17 protein-coding genes are annotated in these 18,995 nt (G+C 74.5%); 11 read left to right on the forward strand and 6 right to left on the reverse strand.

The genetic code is table 11. The features are described from left to right. Nucleotides 1–138 precede the first annotated feature (138 nt). Nucleotides 139–2,235 carry a prolyl oligopeptidase family serine peptidase gene (locus tag LCD31_RS12500; RefSeq protein ID WP_224958181.1) on the reverse strand — a complete coding sequence of 699 codons (2,097 nt, stop codon included), beginning with the start codon at nt 2,233–2,235 and terminating at the stop codon, nt 139–141. A gap of 138 nt (nt 2,236–2,373) precedes the next feature. Between LCD31_RS12500 and LCD31_RS12505 the strand changes: the two genes are divergently transcribed. After that, a complete protein-coding gene (locus LCD31_RS12505) occupies nt 2,374–4,440 on the forward strand; it encodes a glycoside hydrolase family 43 protein (protein WP_224958183.1) in 2,067 nt (688 codons plus the stop codon). A gap of 75 nt (nt 4,441–4,515) precedes the next feature. On the opposite strand, the gene LCD31_RS12510 is transcribed toward LCD31_RS12505, so the two are convergent. Continuing rightward, entirely contained in the window at nt 4,516–5,304 is a 789-nt protein-coding gene (locus LCD31_RS12510; RefSeq protein WP_224958185.1) for a DeoR/GlpR family DNA-binding transcription regulator, read from the reverse strand. 140 nt (nt 5,305–5,444) lie between these two features. On the opposite strand from LCD31_RS12510, the gene LCD31_RS12515 reads away from it, so the two are divergent. From LCD31_RS12515 to LCD31_RS12540, 6 genes are read left to right on the forward strand one after another with little or no spacing between them, the layout of a single operon-like run. After that, the gene (locus tag LCD31_RS12515; RefSeq protein WP_224958188.1) at nt 5,445–6,143 is read left to right on the forward strand and encodes an HAD family phosphatase; all 699 of its coding nucleotides are present in this window, start codon (nt 5,445–5,447) and stop codon (nt 6,141–6,143) included. 27 nt (nt 6,144–6,170) lie between these two features. Continuing rightward, a complete protein-coding gene (locus LCD31_RS12520) occupies nt 6,171–7,229 on the forward strand; it encodes an NAD(P)-dependent oxidoreductase (RefSeq protein ID WP_224958189.1) in 1,059 nt (352 codons plus the stop codon). Then, nucleotides 7,226–8,692 carry an FGGY-family carbohydrate kinase gene (locus LCD31_RS12525; protein WP_224958190.1) on the forward strand — a complete coding sequence of 489 codons (1,467 nt, stop codon included), beginning with the start codon at nt 7,226–7,228 and terminating at the stop codon, nt 8,690–8,692. Before LCD31_RS12520 ends, LCD31_RS12525 begins: the two co-directional genes overlap by 4 nt. Further along, complete coding sequence (locus LCD31_RS12530) at nt 8,689–10,443, forward strand: dihydroxyacetone kinase family protein (RefSeq protein ID WP_224958191.1); 1,755 nt, start codon at nt 8,689–8,691, stop codon at nt 10,441–10,443. Before LCD31_RS12525 ends, LCD31_RS12530 begins: the two co-directional genes overlap by 4 nt. 2 nt (nt 10,444–10,445) lie before the next feature. Beyond that, nucleotides 10,446–10,925 (forward strand): ribose-5-phosphate isomerase, encoded by a 480-nt coding sequence (locus LCD31_RS12535; protein WP_224958192.1) that lies wholly within the window; start codon nt 10,446–10,448, stop codon nt 10,923–10,925. Next, nucleotides 10,919–11,560, forward strand: a complete 642-nt coding sequence (locus tag LCD31_RS12540) for a class II aldolase/adducin family protein (RefSeq protein ID WP_224958193.1) — start codon at nt 10,919–10,921, stop codon at nt 11,558–11,560. Before LCD31_RS12535 ends, LCD31_RS12540 begins: the two co-directional genes overlap by 7 nt. 67 nt (nt 11,561–11,627) lie before the next feature. On the opposite strand, the gene LCD31_RS12545 is transcribed toward LCD31_RS12540, so the two are convergent. Beyond that, the gene (locus LCD31_RS12545) at nt 11,628–12,482 is read right to left on the reverse strand and encodes an NAD(P)-dependent oxidoreductase (RefSeq protein WP_224958194.1); all 855 of its coding nucleotides are present in this window, start codon (nt 12,480–12,482) and stop codon (nt 11,628–11,630) included. 210 nt (nt 12,483–12,692) lie between these two features. Here LCD31_RS12545 and LCD31_RS12550 point away from each other — a divergent pair, with 210 nt between their 5' ends. Both LCD31_RS12550 and LCD31_RS12555 read left to right on the forward strand, forming a co-directional pair. Continuing rightward, nucleotides 12,693–12,890, forward strand: coding sequence for a hypothetical protein (locus tag LCD31_RS12550; RefSeq protein ID WP_224958195.1), 198 nt, complete (start codon nt 12,693–12,695; stop codon nt 12,888–12,890). A gap of 250 nt (nt 12,891–13,140) precedes the next feature. Continuing rightward, a complete protein-coding gene (locus LCD31_RS12555; protein WP_224958196.1) occupies nt 13,141–13,974 on the forward strand; it encodes an alpha/beta fold hydrolase in 834 nt (277 codons plus the stop codon). 19 nt (nt 13,975–13,993) lie between these two features. Here the strand turns inward: LCD31_RS12555 and LCD31_RS12560 are convergent, their stop codons facing one another. Further along, nucleotides 13,994–15,007 carry a helix-turn-helix domain-containing protein gene (locus LCD31_RS12560; protein ID WP_224958199.1) on the reverse strand — a complete coding sequence of 338 codons (1,014 nt, stop codon included), beginning with the start codon at nt 15,005–15,007 and terminating at the stop codon, nt 13,994–13,996. A gap of 106 nt (nt 15,008–15,113) precedes the next feature. On the opposite strand from LCD31_RS12560, the gene LCD31_RS12565 reads away from it, so the two are divergent. Both LCD31_RS12565 and LCD31_RS12570 read left to right on the forward strand, forming a co-directional pair. Continuing rightward, on the forward strand, nt 15,114–16,415 hold the full coding sequence (locus LCD31_RS12565; RefSeq protein WP_224958200.1) for a GNAT family N-acetyltransferase: 1,302 nt from the start codon (nt 15,114–15,116) through the stop codon (nt 16,413–16,415). A gap of 113 nt (nt 16,416–16,528) precedes the next feature. After that, nucleotides 16,529–16,861, forward strand: coding sequence for a glyoxalase superfamily protein (locus LCD31_RS12570; RefSeq protein ID WP_224958202.1), 333 nt, complete (start codon nt 16,529–16,531; stop codon nt 16,859–16,861). Nucleotides 16,862–16,990: 129 nt separating this feature from the next. On the opposite strand, the gene LCD31_RS12575 is transcribed toward LCD31_RS12570, so the two are convergent. Next, complete coding sequence (locus LCD31_RS12575) at nt 16,991–18,097, reverse strand: polyprenyl synthetase family protein (protein ID WP_224958204.1); 1,107 nt, start codon at nt 18,095–18,097, stop codon at nt 16,991–16,993. A 159-nt stretch (nt 18,098–18,256) separates the two neighbouring features. Then, on the reverse strand, nt 18,257–18,958 hold the full coding sequence (locus tag LCD31_RS12580) for a TetR/AcrR family transcriptional regulator (protein ID WP_224958206.1): 702 nt from the start codon (nt 18,956–18,958) through the stop codon (nt 18,257–18,259). Nucleotides 18,959–18,995: the final 37 nt, after the last annotated feature.

An 18,995-nucleotide genomic window follows, 5' to 3' on the forward strand; every position in this document is an offset into this window, starting at 1 on the left:
GGCCCCCCCCCCCCCCCCCCCACACACCAACCCGCGGCCCGCCCCCCCCCCCCCCCCCCTCACATTTTTTTGCCCCCCCCCCCCCGGGCCCGGGGCCCCCCCCCCCCCCCCCCCCCTTTCCGGACGACCGGTTCGGGGTCAGGGTTGGGCGCGGCGATCTCCGCCGAGAGCGGCGCGGAGGAATTCGACCTGGATGAGCAGCAGGTTCTCCGAGGTGGTCTCGTCGGTCGGCATGTGGCTGACGCCGGGCAGCGACAGCATGGTGTGCGGTCGGGCCGCTGCCTGCAGCGCCGCGGACAGCCGCAGCGAGTGCGCGGGGAACACGTTGTCGTCGACGGTGCCGTGCAGCAGCAGCAGGGGCCTGCGCAGGCCGGCGGCGTCGTCGGCGAGCGAGCTCGCCGCGTAGGCCTCCGGGTTGCGCGCCGGGTCGCCGAGGTACCGCTCGGTGTAGTGGGTGTCGTACAACCGCCAGTCGGTGACGGGTGCGCCGGCGATGGCGGCGTGGAACACGTCGGGGCGGCGGAGCACCGCGAGCGCGGCGAGGTAGCCGCCGAAGGACCAGCCGCGGATCGCGACGCGGCCCAGGTCGATCTCGGGGTGCTGCTCGGCGAGCGCGTGCAGCGCGTCCACCTGGTCCTGCAGCGGTGGCTCGGCGAGGTCGCCGCTGATCGCGCGGTCCCAGGACGGGCCGCGGCCGGTCATGCCGCGGCCGTCGACGACGACCACCGCGTACCCCTGGTCGGCGAACCACTGCGAGGTGAGGAAGCCCTGGCGCCGGGCGAGGACGCGCTGCGCCTGCGGGCCGCCGTAGGGGTCGAGCAGCACCGGCAGCGGGCCGTCGTCGGGGGTGTGGTCGCGGGGGAGCAGCAGCGCGGTGCGCAACCGGCGTTCGCCGAGCCGCAGCAGCCGCACGTTCGGCACGATCGACGGGTCCTCCGGGTGGGAGGAGATCTCGCCGAGGGCGCGGTGGCCGTCGGTGACCTGGAACCGGGTGTGCTGGGAGTCGAGTCCGGAGTGCGCGTGCAGCAGGGTGCCGCCGGCGCGGGTGGCGCCGTGCACGCCGGGTTCGGTGCTGAGGCGTTCGGCGCCGTCGGCGTCGCACCGGTAGAGGTGGATCTCGGCGGGGTCGTCGGCGGAGGCGGTGATGAGCACGTCCTCGCCGATGTCGACGATGGAACGCACCTGCAGGCCCTCGGGGGTCCACGGGGCGTCGCCGACGAACAGCCGGTAGCTGTCGCCGTCGACGCCGATGCGCACCAGGTCGCCGCCGGGGTGCCAGGCGGGCCAGCCGGGCTTGATCTCGATCCAGTGCTCGTCGGTGTCGCGGTGCACTTCGCGGGTGCCGCCGGTGGCGGGGTCGACGGCGAGCACCAGCTGTTCGCGCTGGTCCCGGCTCTGCACCGCGATCAGCGGCGGACCGTGGTGCGTCCAGTGCGCGGTGACCAGGTAGGGGTGGCTGCCGCGGTCCCACCGGACTTCGACGGGTGCGGTGTCGACGCCGAGCACGGCGAGCCCGACCTCGGCGTTCGCGGTGCCCGCGGCGGGGTAGCGCAGTTCGCGCGGTGGTCTCGCCGGGTCGGCGGGGTCGGCGAGGTACCAGTGCTGAACGGGTTCTTCGTCGACGTGGGCGGCGAGCACGGCGGTGCCTTCGGGCGACCACCAGTAGCCGCGGTAGCGGGCCATCTCCTCGGCGGCGATGAATTCGGCGGCGCCCCAGGTGGTGGTGGCGTTGCCGGGTTCGGCGAGCGCCCGGTCCCCGCTGCCGTCGGTACCGATCAGCCGCAGCGCGCCGCCGGAGAGGTAGGCGATCCAGCGCCCGTGCGGGTCGGGTCGCGGGTCGGCGGCGGGTTCGCGCGCGGGCAGCTGCTGGACGGCGCCGGTGCCGAGGTCGGCGTGGAAGAGCTTGCCGGAGAGGGTGAACGCGAGGTGGGTGCCGGTGGCGTCGGTGGCGTAGCCGGTGATGCCGGTGGCGCGTTCCCGGGACCGCTCCCGCCGGGCCTGCTCCTCGTCGGAGACCTCGTCGTCGACCAGCAGCGCGCCCGGGTCGGCGACCTGGGTCTCGGCGCCGGTCGTGACGTCCCAGCGCCACAGGGCGTTGCTGCGGTCGGTTCCGCTGGCGGAACGCAGGAACAGCACGGTCCGGCCATCGGGGGTGATGGTGAACGTGCGCGGCACGCCGAGGGTGAAGCCCTGGGTGCGCGCGCTGTGGCGGGGGAACGAGGGAACGGTGGGCATACCTGCACTTTGCCAGCTTTCGGGGCGTGCTCGGCAGCCAGGTGGTGCGGGCGTGTCGGCCCTTGACAACTCGTGTTGATCAGGGGAAGTGTCACCGCTGGTGCCCGGCTGGGTTCGGTGCGTGACGAGGAGGACCGAGTGTCGGTCAGGTGGTCGCGAGTGCGCGGGGTCCTGTTCGCGTTGCCGATCCTGCTGGCGTCGGCAGCGCACGGCGCGGTCGCCCAGCCGCGCCCGGTGAGCGACGCGACCTACTTCAACGATGCGGCGTTGCCTGCGGCCGATCCGTTCGTGCTGCGCGATCCGGGCAGCGGCGACTACTTCGCCTACTCCACCGACGGCGCCGACCCGGGGTACGCGTTCGCGATCTACCGCTCGCCGGATCTCGTGACGTGGCAGCGGATTCCGGGCGGGGCGCTGGACATGGGCGACGGGACGCAGTGGGGCCGGGACTGGTTCTGGGCGCCGGAGGTCTACCACAACCCGGCGACGGGCCGGTACTTCCTGTTCTACTCGGCGCGGTTGCGGGACGGGATCGCCGAGCAGTTCGGGTACGCGGACTTCGAGGAACCGAGCAAGGTCGGGGTGGCGGTGTCGGATTCGCCCGCCGGGCCGTTCCGCAACATCGAACCGGGTCCGATCGACTACCACCCGTACGACCCGGACTACCACGACGTGAACCTGCTGATGGACCCCGAGCAGAAGAAGCCGCCGGAGACGTTGGAGGAGGGGATGACGGCGCCGCTGGGCACCTACATCCCGTTCATCGATCCGAACGTGTTCTTCGACGACGGGCGGATCGTCCTGTACTTCTCCCGCAACGCCTACCGGAACTGGGTGTGGGACCACGGCCTCGGCAAGTACGTGGAGGAGTCGAACGTCCTCGCGGTGGAGCTGACCTCGGAGTGGTGGGACGACCCGGCGGGAGCCACGATGCCGCGGATCGCGCCGGAGCACGTCGACGCCAACCGGGATCCGGCCGATCCGCCGGGGGTGCGCAAGGACGGCTACGTCCCGATCATCGATTACGCCTCCGACCCGCAGCAGTGGGAGAACGCGCACGTAGACGACTACGCGGAGACCGGTGGCGCGGAGAAGGACCGGCGGTGGTCGGAGGGGTCGACGGTGGTGCGCGCGACGGCCCGGGACGGTCGGGCGCGGTACTTCCTGACGTACTCGGCGAACAACTTCGCGAACTCGTTCTACGGGGTCGGTTACGCGGTGGCGGACGATCCGCTGGGGCCGTGGCGCAAGAGCCCGGCGAACCCGGTGCTCGCGCAGGACGCGGGGCAGGGGTTGTACTCGACCGGGCACGGCAGCGTGATCGCGTCGCCGGATTCGACCGAGCTGTACTACGTGCACCACGGGCGGCCGTCGGCGGAGGTCGACCGCAGGCTCTACACCTCGCGGCTGCGCATCGACCCGGACCGGGACGAGCTGCGCATCGACGGGACCACCGAGGACCGGCCGGTGCCGTCCGGGGTGGCGCCGTACGCGGTGCGCGCGGACCGGCCGGTGGTGGAGGTGCGCGACGGCGAGGGGGAGGTCGGCTGGCGGGTCAGCACCGCGTCGGGTTCGCCGATGCCGTTGGGGAATCCGCTGAACCGGGTGCTGCCGCGGCTGGATCCGGGCAGCGCGCTGGAGGTGGTGGCTGCCGCCGACGGCGCGGTGCTGCGCGGGACGCCGCGCGGGGTGGAGGCGCTGCGGCTGACCTACCAGCGGGCGCGTTCCGGCGGTGGCCAGGTGGACGTGCACCAGGGCGGTGCTCCGGTGGAGGTGGTGCTGCCGGTGGCGGCGTGCGGTTCCGCGGTGACGGGGCGGCACGACGAGCTGGTGGTGCCGGAGGGCGTGACCTGCCTGCGGGGCGCGGAGGTGCGCGGTTCGGTGCGGGTCGAGCCCGGGGCGTCGCTGCTGGTGCTGGATTCGACCGTCGGGGGTTCGGTGCTGGCGGACTCGCCGGGTTCGGTGTGGGTGTCCGGCGGCCGGATCGGCGGTTCGGTGCGGGTGCGCGGCGCGACCGGTCCGGTGCGGCTGGACGGGACCGAGGTGGGCGCGTCGGTGGTGCTGGTCGACGGCGCGGCGCCGGTGGTGGCGGGGCCGTCGCTCGGTGGCGGGGTGCGGTGCCGGGGGGACGCGTCGGCGCCGGTGGACGAGGGGCGGCCGAACTCGGTCGCCGGGTCGCGGGCGGGGGAGTGCGGCGCGGTGTAGCCCAGGTCGGCAGCACCGGTGTTATCAGCTCTGGTGTTAAACTGACCAGGGAGCGTGTGATGCCCGCCGGGGTGGTCAGCCGACCGGGACCAGCCGCACCTCGGAGTGCTCCCGCATGGAGTCGACGAGCGCGGCGTCGAGCTCTCCGGCCAGCAGCGCGTGGTCGAAGTCGGCGACCGGGGCCAGCCGGTGCAGCGCGGCGCGCCCGACCTTGCTGGCGTCCATCATGAGCACCCGGGTCGTCGCGCAGCGGATCATCGCGCGCTTCACCAGCACGATCTCCTGCTCCTGGTGGAAGGTCATCTGCGCGTTCATCGCCGAGGTGGACAGGAACATCAGGTCCACCGACAGCCCGCTGATCATCTCCTGGCAGGGCAGGCCGATGTAGGAGTCGTGGGTGCGGGAGTACTCGCCGCCGATGCTGATCAGCCGCACGTCCGGCGCCTCGCGCAGCACCTCGTGCACCTGCCGGTAGTTGCTGACCACGGTCAGCGGTCCGACGTCGGGCAGCAGCCGGGCGAGGGCGAGCGCGGTGGTCGAGTCGTCGAGCAGCACCGACATGCCGGGGCTGATCAGCGGCAGCGCGGCGGCGGCCAGCGCCTCCTTCTCCCGGGTGTGGGTGTGCAGCCGGAAGTCGGAGCTGCTCTCGAACACTGTGGACGGTTGTGCGGAGACGCCGCCGTGGAACTTGCGCAGCAGTCCGCGCCCGGCGAGGTCGTCGATGTCGCGGTGCACCGTCATGAGGCTGACGCCGGTGAGCGTGGCGAGTTCCGCTGCGCTGGCGAAGCCGCCCTGCACGACGTGGTCGATGATCCGCTGCTGGCGCAGGAGCCGGGGGGACTGCTTCTTCGGTGCGGACGCCATGGCCGACATCTTGCCTCCTGGAGGTGCGCGCCCGAGCGCGGCGGGGCCGGAACGGAGCACTTCATATCACCGCGCTGGTGACATTTAACTATCTCACTGTTAATTTGAACGTCAACGTTGAGCGGGTGGGAGGTAGGCCGATGACGCAGCCCGACGGTTCGCCGGGGGTGCACCGCGCCGTCGTGTTCGACATGGACGGGGTCCTGGTCGAGAGCGAACACCTGTGGGAGCGGATGTGGGCGCGGTTCGCGGCCGCCCGCGGCCGCGGCTGGACCGCGGCGGAGACCGCCCAGGTGCAGGGCATGAGCGCCCCCGAGTGGGCCGCGTTCCTCGCCGCGCACACCGGCGGCCCGGAACCGGTCGCCGAGGTCGAGCGGATCGTCGTCGACGACATGATCGCCGCCCTCGACGCGGACGAGGTCGCGATGCTGCCCGGCGCCGAGCGGATGGTGCTGGAGGTCTCGGCCCGCGCCCCCATCGCGCTGGCCTCCTCCGCGCCGCGCCGGGTCATCGACGCCGTGCTCGACCGGCACGCGCTCGTCGAGCACTTCTCCGCCACCGTCTCCAGCGCCGAGGTGCCGCGCGGCAAGCCCGGCCCGGACGTGTACCTGGCGGCAGCGCGCGGGCTGGCGGTCGACCCGGTGGCCTGCCTGGCGGTGGAGGACTCCAGCAACGGCCTGCGCGCCGCGGCGGCCGCCGGGATGACCGTGCTGGCCATCCCCAGCCCCGACTACCCGCCGGCCGCGGACGCGCTGGCCGCGGCGTCCTTCGTGGCATCGGACCTCGACGAGGTGCGGGTCCGGCTGCTCGAATCGTTGACGACGCCCGTAGCGGGCTGATCGCATCGGACAAAGGAGTCTGCAGCAATGACCGAGGTCCTGGCCGCGGGGGACCGCTTCGTCGGCCCGCAGCTGTTCGTCGACGCGCTGACCGAGCAGGCGCCCGGGCACGAGTTGAGCTTCCGGACCCTGGCCACCGGCTGGCCGGTGGAACCGTTCGGCCCGGTCGGCGGGGTGCGGGAGGCCAGCGGGACCGAGCAGCAGCTGCTCGACGCCCTCGGCGGCGCCGAGGTCCTGCTGACCCAGATGGCGCCGGTGACGGCCGGCGTGCTGGCGAAGAGCCCCGGCCTGCGGTTCGTCGGCGTCGCCCGCGGCGGCCCGGTGAACGTCGACTTGGCCGCCGCCACCGAGGCCGGGGTGGTCGTCGGCTTCACCCCGGCCCGCAACGCGGCCGCCGCCGCCGAGTTCGCCGTCGGGCTGGTCCTGGCTTCGCTGCGCCGCATCGTCGACTCGGACGCCGAGCTGAAGGGCGGCCACTGGCGCGGCGACTACTACGCCCACGAGAACGCGGGGCTCGAACTGGAGGGGGCGACCGCGGGCCTGGTCGGCTACGGCGCGATCGGGCGCAGGGTGGCGCGGGTGCTGTCCGCGTTCGGCGCGGAGGTGCTGGTCGCCGATCCGTTCGCGGACCCGGAGCAGGTGGCCGCGGACGGCGTGCGGCTCGTCGAGCTCGACGAGCTGCTGCGCGCCAGCTCGGTGGTGAGCCTGCACGCCCGGCTCACCCCGGAGACCGAGCACCTGCTCAACGCGGAGAACCTGGCGCTGCTGCCGAAGGGCGCGGTGCTGGTGAACTCGGCGCGCGGCGGGTTGCTGGACTACGCGCCGCTGCCGGAGATGCTGCGCTCGGGGCACCTGGGCGGACTGGCGCTGGACGTCTACGACGTGGAGCCGCCGCCGCGCGACTGGCCGCTGTTCGACGCCCCCAACGTGATCACCACGCCGCACCTGGCCGGGGCGACCCGGCAGACCGCGGACCGCGCGGCGGCGATCGTGGCCGCCGACGCGGCGCGCTACCTCGCGGGCAGGCGGCCGCGGCACGTGGCGAACCCGGAGGTGCTGGGGCGGCTGGAGGACCTGCGACCATGATCGTCGGAGTCGATGTCGGCACCTCGGTGACGAAGGCGTCGCTGCTGGGCCGGGACGGCTCCGCGCGAGTCACCCGCAGCACGCGCAGCACCCTGCACCGCTCGCCCGGCGGGCGGGTGGAGCAGGACCTCGACGAGGTCGTGGATTCGGTGATCAGCGTGGTGCGCTCGGTCGCCGCCGAAGCGGACGTCCCGGTGCAAGCGCTGGCGATCACCGGGCAGGGCGACGGGTTGTGGCTGCGCGACGCGGCCGGGCGGCAGGTCGGGCCGGGACTGTCCTGGTTGGACGCGCGGGCGGCGCCGGTGCTGGACCGCTGGGAAGCGCGGGGCGTGCTGCGCGAGGTGCACGCCCTGACCGGTTCGGGCATGTTCCCGGGTTCGGCGGCGCCGCTGCTGGCGCACGTGGCCGAGCACGAGCCGGAGCGGCTGGCCCGCGCGGAGGTCGCCGGCTACTGCGTGGACGCGATAGTGCAACGGCTCACCGGGCGGATCACGGTGGACGCCTCGGACGCTTCGCAACCGTTCTTGGACGTGCCGACCCGCACCTACAGCACGGCGGCGCTGCGGGCGTGCGGCCTCGCCGAGTTCCGCGGGCTGCTGGCCGAACCGGCGCCGCCGGGTGAGCTGTTCGCGCTGGACGCGCGCAGCGCCGCGCAGCTCGGCCTGCCCGCGGGCCTGCCGGTGTCGGCGGGCCCGTTCGACCTGCCCGCCTGCGCCTTCGGGTCCGGCACGCGCGACCTGGGCGACGGGGCGCTGGTGATCGGCACGACGCTGGGCTGCCAGGTGCTGGGCGACCAGGTCACGATCGACCCGGCCGGGGACGCCGCGGGCATGTGGCTCGCCACGCCCAGCCCGGACCGGGTGCTGCGGGTGATGCCGGCGATGGTGGGCACCGCGAACCTGGACTGGGGGCTGCGGATGGTCGGGGCGAGCGTCGCCGACCTGGAGGGCCTGCTGGCGGCGAGCCCGCCGGGTGCCGGTGGGGTCGCCGCGCTGTCCTTCCTGTCGTCCTCCGGCGAGCGGGCCCCGTTCGTGGAGCCGCGGGCCAGCGGCCAGTTCACCGGGCTGTCGCTGGACACCTCGCCCGCGGACCTGGTGCGGGCGCTGTGCGAGGCGGTGGCCTACGCGGCGCGGCACAACCTGGAGGCGGCCGGGCTGACCGGTGAGGTCGCGGCCTGCGGCGGCGGGGCGCGGTCGGCGTCCTGGAGCCGGATCTTCGCGAGCGTGCTCGGCAGGCCGCTGCACGTCCCGAAGGAGGAGGGCGTCGGCGCGCGGGGCGCGGCGATGACGGCGTGGGATTCGCTGGGCGAACCGGTGGATCGCGAGGAGTGGGCCACCGCCCGGCACGTGGTCGAGCCGGATCCGGCGGTGGCGGAGTTCTACGAGCGCGGATATCGCGCATACCTGGAATCGATAGAGCGGGCCCGGCCGGTGTGGCGGTCGGGGGGAGGAGTGACCCGATGACTCGTCTGTACGACGATCCGGCGACGTTCACCGAGGACGCGGTGGCGGGGTTCGTCGCCGCGAACCCCGGTTACGTGCGCGAGGTGCGCGGCGGGGTGGTGCGGGCGCGCCGGGCTCGCCGCGGCAAGGTCGCGGTGGTCACCGGTGGCGGATCCGGGCATTACCCGGCGTTCTGCGGCGTGGTGGGGCCGGGTTTCGCCGACGGCGCGGTGGTGGGCAACATCTTCACCTCGCCGTCCGCCGAGGACGCCTACTCGGTGGCGAAGGCCGCCGACACCGGTGCCGGTGTGGTGTTCTCGTTCGGCAACTACGCCGGGGACAACATGAACTTCGGCCTGGCCGTGGAGCGGCTGCGGCGGGAGGGGATCTCGGCGCACAACGTGGTGGTCACCGATGACGTGGCCAGCGCCCCGGCCGACGAGGCGGGAAAGCGGCGCGGGGTGGTGGGCGACTTCGTGGTGTTCAAGGTCGCCTCGGCCGCCGCGGAGGAGGGCTACTCGTTCGACGAGGTGGTGCGGGTCGCCGAGCACGCCAACGCCCGCACCCGCAGCCTCGGGGTGGCCTTCGCGGGCTGCACACTGCCGGGCAGCGGACAGCCGCTGTTCGAGGTGCCCGCGGGCCGGATGGGCCTGGGGCTGGGCATCCACGGCGAACCGGGTGTGTCCGAAGTGGACATGCCCTCGGCGTCGGAGCTGGCGCGCGAGCTCGTCGAGGGCGTGCTCGCCGAAGCTCCCGAGTCGACCGGGGAGAAGCCGCGGGTCGCGGCGATCCTCAACGGGCTCGGCGCCACCAAGTACGAAGAGCTGTTCGTGGTGTGGAAGACCGCGTCCCGGCTGCTGGCCGAGGCTGGCGTGGAGGTCGTGGAGCCGGAGGTCGGTGAACTGGTCACCAGCCTCGACATGGCCGGGTGCTCGCTCACCCTGACCTGGCTGGACCCGGAGCTGGAGCGGCTCTGGCACGCCCCGGCCGATTCCCCCGCCTACCGCAAGGGAAGCATCGTCGAGTCCGATGTGGACGACGACGTCGTGGCCGAGGCGACCGAGGTCGTCGAAGCGGCGACCGCCCCGCCCCCGCAGGCCGGGCAGGACACCGCGGCGCTCGTGGTGCGGGGGCTGCGCGCGATCAGCGACCTGCTGCACGAGCACGAGGACGAGCTGGGCAGGCTCGACGCGGTGGCCGGCGACGGCGACCACGGCCGCGGCATGTCCCGGGGCAGCGAGGCCGCGATCGAGGCGGCGGAGGTGGCCGCCGCCGACGGCGCCGGACCGGCCGCGGTGCTGGTCGCCGCCGGGGACGAGTGGGCGGCGAAGGCCGGGGGCACCTCCGGCGCGCTGTGGGGCGCGGGCCTGCGCTCCTTCGGTGACCTGCTGCCCGACGACCGGGAGCCCACCGCGGAGGACCTGCTGGCGGGTGCCCGCGCCGCCCTCGACTCGGTGCAGCGCTTGGGCCGCGCCGAAGCGGGCGACAAGACGCTGGTGGACGCGCTGATCCCGTTCGTCGACGAATTCGCGGCGGCGGTCGGCGACGGTGCCGGCCCCGCCGACGCGGTGGGCCGCGCGGCCCGGGAGGCCACGGCCGCCGCCGCGCGCACCGCCGAGCTGACCCCGCGGACCGGGCGGGCGCGCCCGCTGGCCGAGCGCAGCGTCGGCACCCCCGACCCGGGGGCGACCTCGCTGGCGATGGCGCTGAACAGGGCGCTGGAAGTCCTCAGTGGACGTGAAGTGGAACTCGACGCGACAGAGGTGAAGTGACGATGACCGAGAACGCGACCGGCTGGCGCATCGTCGTCGGTTCCGACGACGCAGGGCTGGACTACAAGGACGTGCTCAAGGCCGACCTGGAGCAGGACCCGCGGGTCGCCTCCGTGGTCGACGTCGGGGTCGGGTCCGACGAGCACACCGACTACCCGCACGTGGCGGTGAACGCGGCCCGCAAGGTCGCCGCGGGCGAGGCGGACCGGGCGCTGCTGGTGTGCGGCACCGGGCTCGGCGTGGCGATCAGTGCGAACAAGGTGCCGGGCGTGCGGGCGGTGACCGCGCATGACAGCTACTCGGTGCAGCGGTCGGTGCTGAGCAACGACGCGCAGGTGCTGTGCTTCGGGCAGCGCGTCGTCGGGCTGGAGCTGGCGCGGCTGCTGGCCGGGCAGTGGCTCGACCTGCGCTTCGACGAGACCTCGGCGTCGGCGAAGAAGGTCGCCGCCATCGGGGAGTACGAGTCCGGGACGGCGTGTTGAGCCCTGTCCTCGAAGCGGAGCGCGCGGAGGTCATCCGCATCGCGCGGAAGATGGTCGACGACGGTCTGGTCGTGGGTACCTCGGGCAACGTGTCGCTGCGCAGCGGTGAGCTGGTCGCGGTGACACCGTCCGGAGTGGACTACGACGTGCTGACCGTCGCCGACGTCCCGGTGGTGCGGCTGGACGGTGCGGTCGTGGACGGCGAACGGGCTCCGAGCTCCGAGCTGCCCATGCACCTGACCGCCTACGCCGATCACGGCGCCGACGCGGTGGTGCACACGCACTCGTTGCACGCCACCGCGTTGTCGCTGCTGCGCGACGACGTGCCCGCGGTGCACTACCAGCTCGCCGAGATGGGCGGGGCGGTGCGCGTCGCCGAGTACGCGACGTTCGGCACCGACCGGCTGGCCGCGAACATGTCGGCCGCGCTGGAAGGGCGCGGGGCGTGCGTGCTGCGCAACCACGGGACGGTCGCGATCGGCTCGACGCCGGCTGCTGCCTACAACCGGGCCCGGCAGCTGGAGTGGCTGTGCCGGTTGTGGCTCACCGCGCAGCAGGCCGGGCGGCCGCGGTTGCTGGACGACGAGGAGCTGGATCGCTGCGCGGCCCAGTTCGGGCACGTCGCGAGGCGCTGAAACCCGTTCTCCCGCACGACGAACGGCCCGTTCGACCCGGTTCCCGGGCGAGCGGGCCGTTCGGCCGTCAGCCGCGGAAGGACGCGTAGTAGGCGGCGGCCATGTCCTGGGAACCGTGCCCGGCCTCGGCGGCGCGGGTGAAGCGGGCGCGGACCGCTTCGGCGACGTCCAGGCGGAGTTCGCCCGCGGCTTCGGCGATCAGCCCGGCGTCCTTGCGGGCACCGTCCACTGTGAACGCCGGGGTGAAATCACCGTCGAGGATGGCGGAACCCTTCAGGTGCGCGTAGGGCGAATCGACCGCGCCGCCCTCGATGGCCTCCAGGAACCGGTGCGGGTCCACGCCCAGCGCCTCGGCGAGCGCGATCGACTCGCCGACCGCGTTCGTCAGCGACAGCACCCAGTTGTTGGCCGCGAGCTTCACCCGCGTCCCGTCGCCGCGCACCGCGTCGGTGCCCAGCCACAGGGTGCGTCCGCCGACCGCGTCGAACACCGGCCGCACCCGGTCCCGCACCTCTTCGGGGGCCGCGGCGAGCACGGTCAGCGTGCCCTGCTCGGCGGGGGCGCGGGTGCCGAGCACCGGCGCGTCCACGAGCGTCGTGCCGCCCGCGACGGCGGCGACCTTCGCCAGCCCCTCCAGGCCGATCGTGGCCATCTGCACCCACGGCGTCCCGGCCGGGAGCGCGGCCGCGGCGGCACCGCCCGCCTCCACGGTGGCGTCCGCGTCCAGCAGCATCGTCACCAGCAGGTCCGCGCCGTCGGCCGCTTCGGCGGGGGTGTCGGTGACGGTGGCGCCCTCGGCGGCGAGCTCGTCCGCGCGGGCGCGGGTGCGGTTCCACGCGCGCACCGCGAAGCCGTGCGCGAGCAGGTTGCGCGCCATCGGTGCGCCCATCGTGCCGGTTCCGAGGAAGGCCACGGTCGTCATCGCTGCATCCCAACATGTCGCGGATCGTCGGAGGGGCGGTCGAGCCCGCCCGGCGCCGATTCTGCCCGCCGATGCCGCCGCCGTCCGCGCGGGCGGCACGGCCTGTGGCGGAATCTTGTCGAGATGTGGCGCTACCGCCACTCGAACCGGCGGGTGCCGCGCAGCATGCTGGTGGCAACCCACCGATCAGGACTCGACAAGGAGCCCGTCATGCGCGCTTTCCTCCTCGCCTGCTGCAACATCGCCCGCGACGTCGCCTGCGGTGTCGACGCCGCGCACGCCATCGAGCACGGCGCGACCCCGGCGCCGCAGCCCGCGCCGCTGGTGGTGCGCGACCGCCGTCCGCGCCTCGTCGTCCGCCCCCGGGTGCGCCGCCCGGTCGGTGGCGGGCTGAGCATGGCCCGCTGATCCGGACGGCTCGCGGAATGGTCCGCGTGGAGATGAACGACATCGGCGGGATCGTGCTGCGCACCGCGGAACCCGTGCCCGTCGACGGCCTACGCGGCTTCGCGGGCGACCGGGTCGCTGCTGCTGATCGACCCCGGCGACGGGGCGACGCGCACCGCGGCGATGGCGCTGCCGTGATCCGGGGTTCCCGCTCGCGCGCGGCCCTCCGATCGAAGCTGAGTCGATCAAGACGAATCGAGAGGGAGCCTCCGTGCAGGAGTGGGAACTCGGTCGAGTCCACCGCAGCAGCGCCGGTGACGTCCGCTGGGACGTGCTGGGCGAGGAGGGGGCGGAACCGGTCGTGCTGCTGCACGGCACGCCCTTCTCCTCCTTCGTCTGGCGGGGCGTCGCCAGAGCGCTCGCCCCCCACTACCGGGTGCACGTCTGGGACATGCCGGGGTACGGGACGTCGGAGAAGTGCGACGGGCAGGACGTGTCGCTCGCCGCGCAGGGCCGGGTCTTCGCGGAACTGCTGGAGCACTGGGGGCTGGAGCGGCCCGCGGTCGTCGCGCACGACTTCGGCGGCGCCGTCGCGCTGCGCGCGCACCTGCTGCACGGCGCCGAGTACGAGCGGCTCGCCGTCGTCGACCCGGTCGCGCTGGCCCCGTGGGGGTCGCCGTTCTTCCGGCTGGTCGGGGAGAACGTCCCGGTCTTCGAGCAGCTGCCGCCCGCGATGCACCGGGCGCTGGTGCGCGAGTACATCCGCTCCGCCGGCCACCGCGGGCTGGACGACCCGCTGGTGGACGCGCTCGCCGAACCGTGGCTCGGCGAGCACGGGCAGCCCGCGTTCTACCGGCAGATCGCGCAGGCCGACCAGCGCTTCACCGACGAGGTGCAGGGTTGCTACGACCGGCTGCGGATGCCGACGCTGGTGTGCTGGGGCGCCGAGGACACCTGGATCCCGGTGGGCAAGGCGCACGAGCTCGCCGGCCTGATCCCCGGCTCGGAGCTGCGGCTGATCCCCGGCGCCGGCCACCTGGTGCAGGAGGACGCCCCGGCGGAACTCGCCGCGGCGCTGTTCGCCTTCCTGCAGCAGGCGGACTGATCGCGGGCGCGTCCCGGGCCTATCCGGTCCGGGGCGCGAGCGCGCCGGCCGGAGCCGCGGCGGGCGCGCGGTGGAACAACCTGCGGTAGGCCGTCGGCGAGGTCCGCATGATGCGGCTGAAGTGGTACCGGTAGGTCACGACCGACTCGAACCCGACCGCCTCGGCGACCTCGTCCACCGGGTCCTTCGTCTTCTCCAGCAGCGCCAGGCTCGCCCCGATCCGCTGCGCCGCCAGCCAGCGCATCGGCGAACTTCCCGTCGCGCGGGCGAAGTGGCGCAGGTAGCTGCGCTCGGACATGTGCGCGGCACCGGCCAGCACCTCGACGGTCAGCGGTTCGGCGAGGTGCGCCAGCGCCCACTCCATGCTGCGCGCCACCCCGTCGTCCTCGGACGATCCGGCGACCGGCGTCTCCACGTACTGGGCCTGCCCGCCTTCGCGGTGCGGCGGGATCACCAGCCGGCGCGCCACCGTGTTCGCCAGCGCCGGACCGAGGTCCTTGCGCACCAGGTGCAGGCACAGGTCCAGGCTCGCCGCGCTGCCCGCGCCGGTCAGCACGTCGCCTTCGTCGATGTACAGCGGCGCCGGGTCGACCTCGACCCGCGAGTACCGGGTGCGCAGCAGGTCGGCGTAGCGCCAGTGCGTGGTGGCCCGGCGCTCGTCGAGCACCCCGGCGGCGGCGAGGGCGAACGCGCCGGTGCAGGTGGACACCAGCCGCGCGCCGCGCGCCCCGGCTTCGCGCAGCGCCGCGACGAGCTCCGCGGACGGCGGCTCGTGCGGGGCGGCCCGGCTGGTGACGATCACCGTGTCCGCGGTGGCGAGTTCGGCGAGCCCGTGCGGGGTGCTCATCACCGCCCCGCCCGCGAGCGGCACGGCGGCGGACCCCTCCGCGCACACCGCGAGGTCGTAGTGGCGGGGGATCAGGTCCGGCAGGTAGTGCCCGAACACCGCCGAGATCACGCCCAGCTCGAAGGGCGCGGTGCCGGTGGTCGGCAGCACGGCAACCCGGTGCGCGGACGCGCTCCCAGTCGTCATGGCGTGACCTTATCGACGTGCCGGGTTCCCGCCAGGGCTGTTCGGGTTAACGGCGTCGTCACGCCGCCGCGGGCCGGGGGAAACATCCCGCGGGCAGGGTCGGGGCATGACCCAGCACCGCGGAACTCCGGCAGCGGCCCCGACCCGGGGCGGCTGGACGCGCGACGTCGTCGAGCTCGCCCTGCTGTGCGCGGCGGCGGGCACCGCCCACCTGCTCGCCACCGGGGCGCCGACCACGGCGTCGGTGCTGCTCCTCGCGTTCGGCGCGCTGCTCGCGGCGGGTGCCGCGGTGCGGTGCGCCCGGGTGCGGCGCCCGGCCCCCGCCGCGGAGGTCGTGGCGGAACCGGACCTCGGTGAGCTCGCCGAACCCCGCGCGCTGTGGCGGCTGCGCGCCTCGGTGACCGACGACCCGGGCCGCCTCGCCGGGATCGCCGCCGGGCTCGCCGGTCTCGGCGGCGACATCCGCACCGTGCACGTGCACCCGGTCACCGGCGGCGCGGTGGACGAGGTGCTGGTGCACGTCCCCACCTCCGCGGGGGAAGCGGACCTGGTGCGGGCCGTGGTCGACGCGGGCGGGCGCGAGGTCACCGCTCGCCCCGCGGACGTGCGGGAGCTCGACGACGTGCCGACCCGGACGCTGCACCTCGCCGCCGACCTGGTGCGCGGGCGCGGCGACCTGGTGCGGGCGCTGCGCGGCACCCTCGGCTCGGTCGAGGTGCGCTGGGAGGAGGCGACCGGACCCGATGGCGCCGACGGCCGGTGGCTGCGGCTGACCGCCCCCGGTGGTGGCGCGCTGGTGCTGGAACGGGCGGGCGCGGCGTTCACCCCGGCCGAGTTCGCGCGGGCGCGGGCGATGGTGGACCTGGCTGCGACCTGCCGGGAGCGGCTGCGCCCCGACGTGCGGGAGCTCGTCACCACCGGAGGGGAGGCGCTGACCCTGCGCGCCGCCGACCGCGCCGACCTGGAGCTCGTCGCCGAGTTCCACGCCCGCTGCTCGGCGGCCACCCGCTACCGCCGCTACTCCAGCCCCGGCCCGGCCGGTGGGGAACGCGGCCTGCTGCGGTTGCTGACCCCGGCGCTGGGCCGCTCGCTGCTGGTGCTGGACGCCGACGGGCAGGTCGTGGCGATGGGGAACCTGATGCGCGACGGCACGACCGCGGAGCTCGCGCTGCTGGTGCGCGACGACCGGCAGCGCGGCGGCATCGGCACCCGGCTCGCCGCGGAACTCGTCGCGCAAGCCGAGGCCGACGGGACGACCGCGGTGTGGGCGCACACCCGCGTGGACGACACCGCGATCGCCCGCACCCTGCGCGCGGCGGGCCTCAAGCTGGTGGGCGTCCCCGAACCGGGGGAGTGGAGCTGGTCCCGCACCCTCCGGCCTGCCGCCGGCCGGACCGCCGCCGCGTAGTGGCCGGGGCGGAACCGCTCCGCCCGCCCCGCGACCACCGGCCTCCCGCGTCCGCCGGTCCGCCGCCGTCCGCGACCACCGCGGCCCGGCCGGAGCGGTGCGATGCTGGGGCGATGGACGAGGACGTCATCCCGGTGCTGCGCGTGGAGGCCGCCGACGTGGCCGTGAAGTGGTACCGCCTGCTGGGTTTCACCCCGCAGTGGGAGCACCGGTTCGAGCCGCACCTGCCCGCGTTCGTGGAGGTGGTGCGCGGGCAGGTGCGCCTGTTCCTGTCCGAGCACGAGGCCGACGCCCGCCCCGGCTCGCTCATCTACCTGCGGATGGAGGACGTGGACGCGATCGCCGCCGAGTTCGGCATGCGGCCGGAGACGACGCCGTGGGCGCGGGAGGTCGAACTGCGCGACCCGGACGGCAACCGGCTGCGCATCGGGACTCCGCTGGCGTAGCGCTCAGCGGCCGGTCTCGCGGCCGCCGCAGTGCTCGGGACCGGCGCAGCGCTCCTCGGGATCGGCGCAGCGCTCCTCGGGACCGGTGCGGCGTTCGGAACCGGCGCAGCGCTCCGGCACCGCCCGGGTTCACCGGTTCCGGTCGGTGGCGGCGGTGAGCAGTTCGGTGAGCGTGCTTCGGACGTGCTCCGGCACCCGCATCCCCGCCAGCGCCCGGTGCGCGGATGCCGCGCGGGTGCCGATGAGGCGCTCGACCTCGGCCAGCGCCCCGCACTCCACGATGATCGACTGCACCCGCCGCACCCGCTCGTCGTCGAGGTCCCCGGCGGCGAAGGCCCGGTCGAGCTCGGCGAGCTCGGCGGTCCCGGCGCGGCGCCGGGCGGCGGCCAGCAGCACGGTCGGCTTCCGGGTGCGCAGGTCGTCCCCGACGGGTTTGCCGGTGACCGCGGGATCGCCGAACGCGCCGAGCACGTCGTCGCGCAGCTGGTACGCCTCGCCCAACGGCAGCGCGTAGGCCGTGTAGGAGTCGAGCAGGTCCGAGTCGGCCCCGGCGAGCAGCCCACCCAGGTGCAGCGGTCGTTCGACGGTGTACTTCGCGGTCTTGTAGTGGATGATCGTGCAGGCCCGCTCCACCGAGTGCGTGGCGAGGGCCTGCTCGGTGACGTCGAGGTACTGGCCGAGCACCAGTTCGGCGAACGACTGCGCCACCAGCGGCTGCACGGCGGCGAGCCGTTGCGGGGGAAGTCCGCTGGCGCCGAGCAGCTCGTGGAACCACGCCAGGCACAGGTCCCCGAGCAGCAGCGCCACCGAGGTCCCGAACAGCTCGGAGGATCCCCGCATCCGCTGGTGCTGGTGCAGGTCGGTGTGCTGGCGGTGCAGCGACGGCGCGCCGCGGCGGGTGTCGCTGCCGTCGATGATGTCGTCGTGGATCAGCGCGAACGCGTGCAGCAGTTCCAGCGCGGCGGCCGCGGCGATGATGCCCTCGTCGTCCGGGTCGCCGCCCGCGCCGCGCCAGCCCCAGAAGCAGAACGCGGGCCGCAGCCGCTTGCCGCCGGCGAGGAACGTGCGCAGCGTGTCGATCGCCGCCGCCCACTGGGCGCGTCCCGCTTCGTCGGCGGTCATCCCCCGGTACCGGTCCTCCTGCACGTCGAGGAACCGGGACAGGGCCGCGTCGACCCGCTCGCGGACCCCGTCGGCGTCCACGGGGTGGCTCGGAACGGGGAACGTGGTGGTCATCTGGGCTCCCTGGGGCGGGGAACCGCGCGTGGTTCCCGGTGCTGGACTGGTTCCCACGCTAGGGACCGCGCCGCGTGCGGGCATCGGCCGTTCCGCCCGAGATGATCTCCGCCGAACGGCCGGGGTCGCCCGGGTTTTCCCGACCGTTCGGCCGAGGGGTCAGATCCCGTGGCGGGCGGCGGCGCCGTCGAGCAGCGCGGCGAGGCCGTCGGCGAAGCGCTGCCGCGCGCTGGTCGTGCCGGTGAGCCGGGCCCAGGCGGTGCTCGGGTCGCCGTCGCCGACGAGGGCGCGCAGCTGCGGCAGGTCGCCGCCTTCGAGCTGCTCGCGGACGAACCGGGCGGTGTCGGCGCTGAGCCCGCCGTGCTGCGGGTCGTCGGTGCGCAGCACGTTGCCCTGCACGTAGTCGTCGACCGCACCGAGCAGGGCGATCTTCGCTTCGACGTCGAGCGGGGTGTGCGCGAGGGCGGCGAAGGACTGGTCGGCGTGCCGCAGCGCGTTGGGGCCGAGCCGCGCGCCGCGCAGCGCCTGCATCGACCACGGGTGGCGCAGCAGCACGTCGCGGGTGCGGTGCGCGATGGCGGTGAGCGCGGCCCGCCACTCGGTGGGCAGCTCGTCGGCGGGCAGCAGCCCTTCGGCCATGACGGCGTCGTCCATGAGCGCGACGAGGTCGTCCTTGGTGCGCACGTAGTGGTAGAGGGTCATCGTCCCGGCGCCGAGCTCGGCGGCGACCCGGCGCATGGAGACGGCGTCGAACCCCTCGGCGTCGGCGAGGGCGAGCGCGGCCGCGGCGATCTGCTCGCGGGTGAAGCGCGGTTTGCGGGTTCCGGGGGCGGGCGCGGCCCAGATCGGCTCGGTTGCCATGTGGTACACCGTACCGCTAACGTTGTTCGTGCGGCGT

The sequence above is a fragment of the Saccharopolyspora sp. 6M genome (genome assembly GCF_020176775.1).
GTDB lineage: Bacteria > Actinomycetota > Actinomycetes > Mycobacteriales > Pseudonocardiaceae > Saccharopolyspora_C > Saccharopolyspora_C gregorii.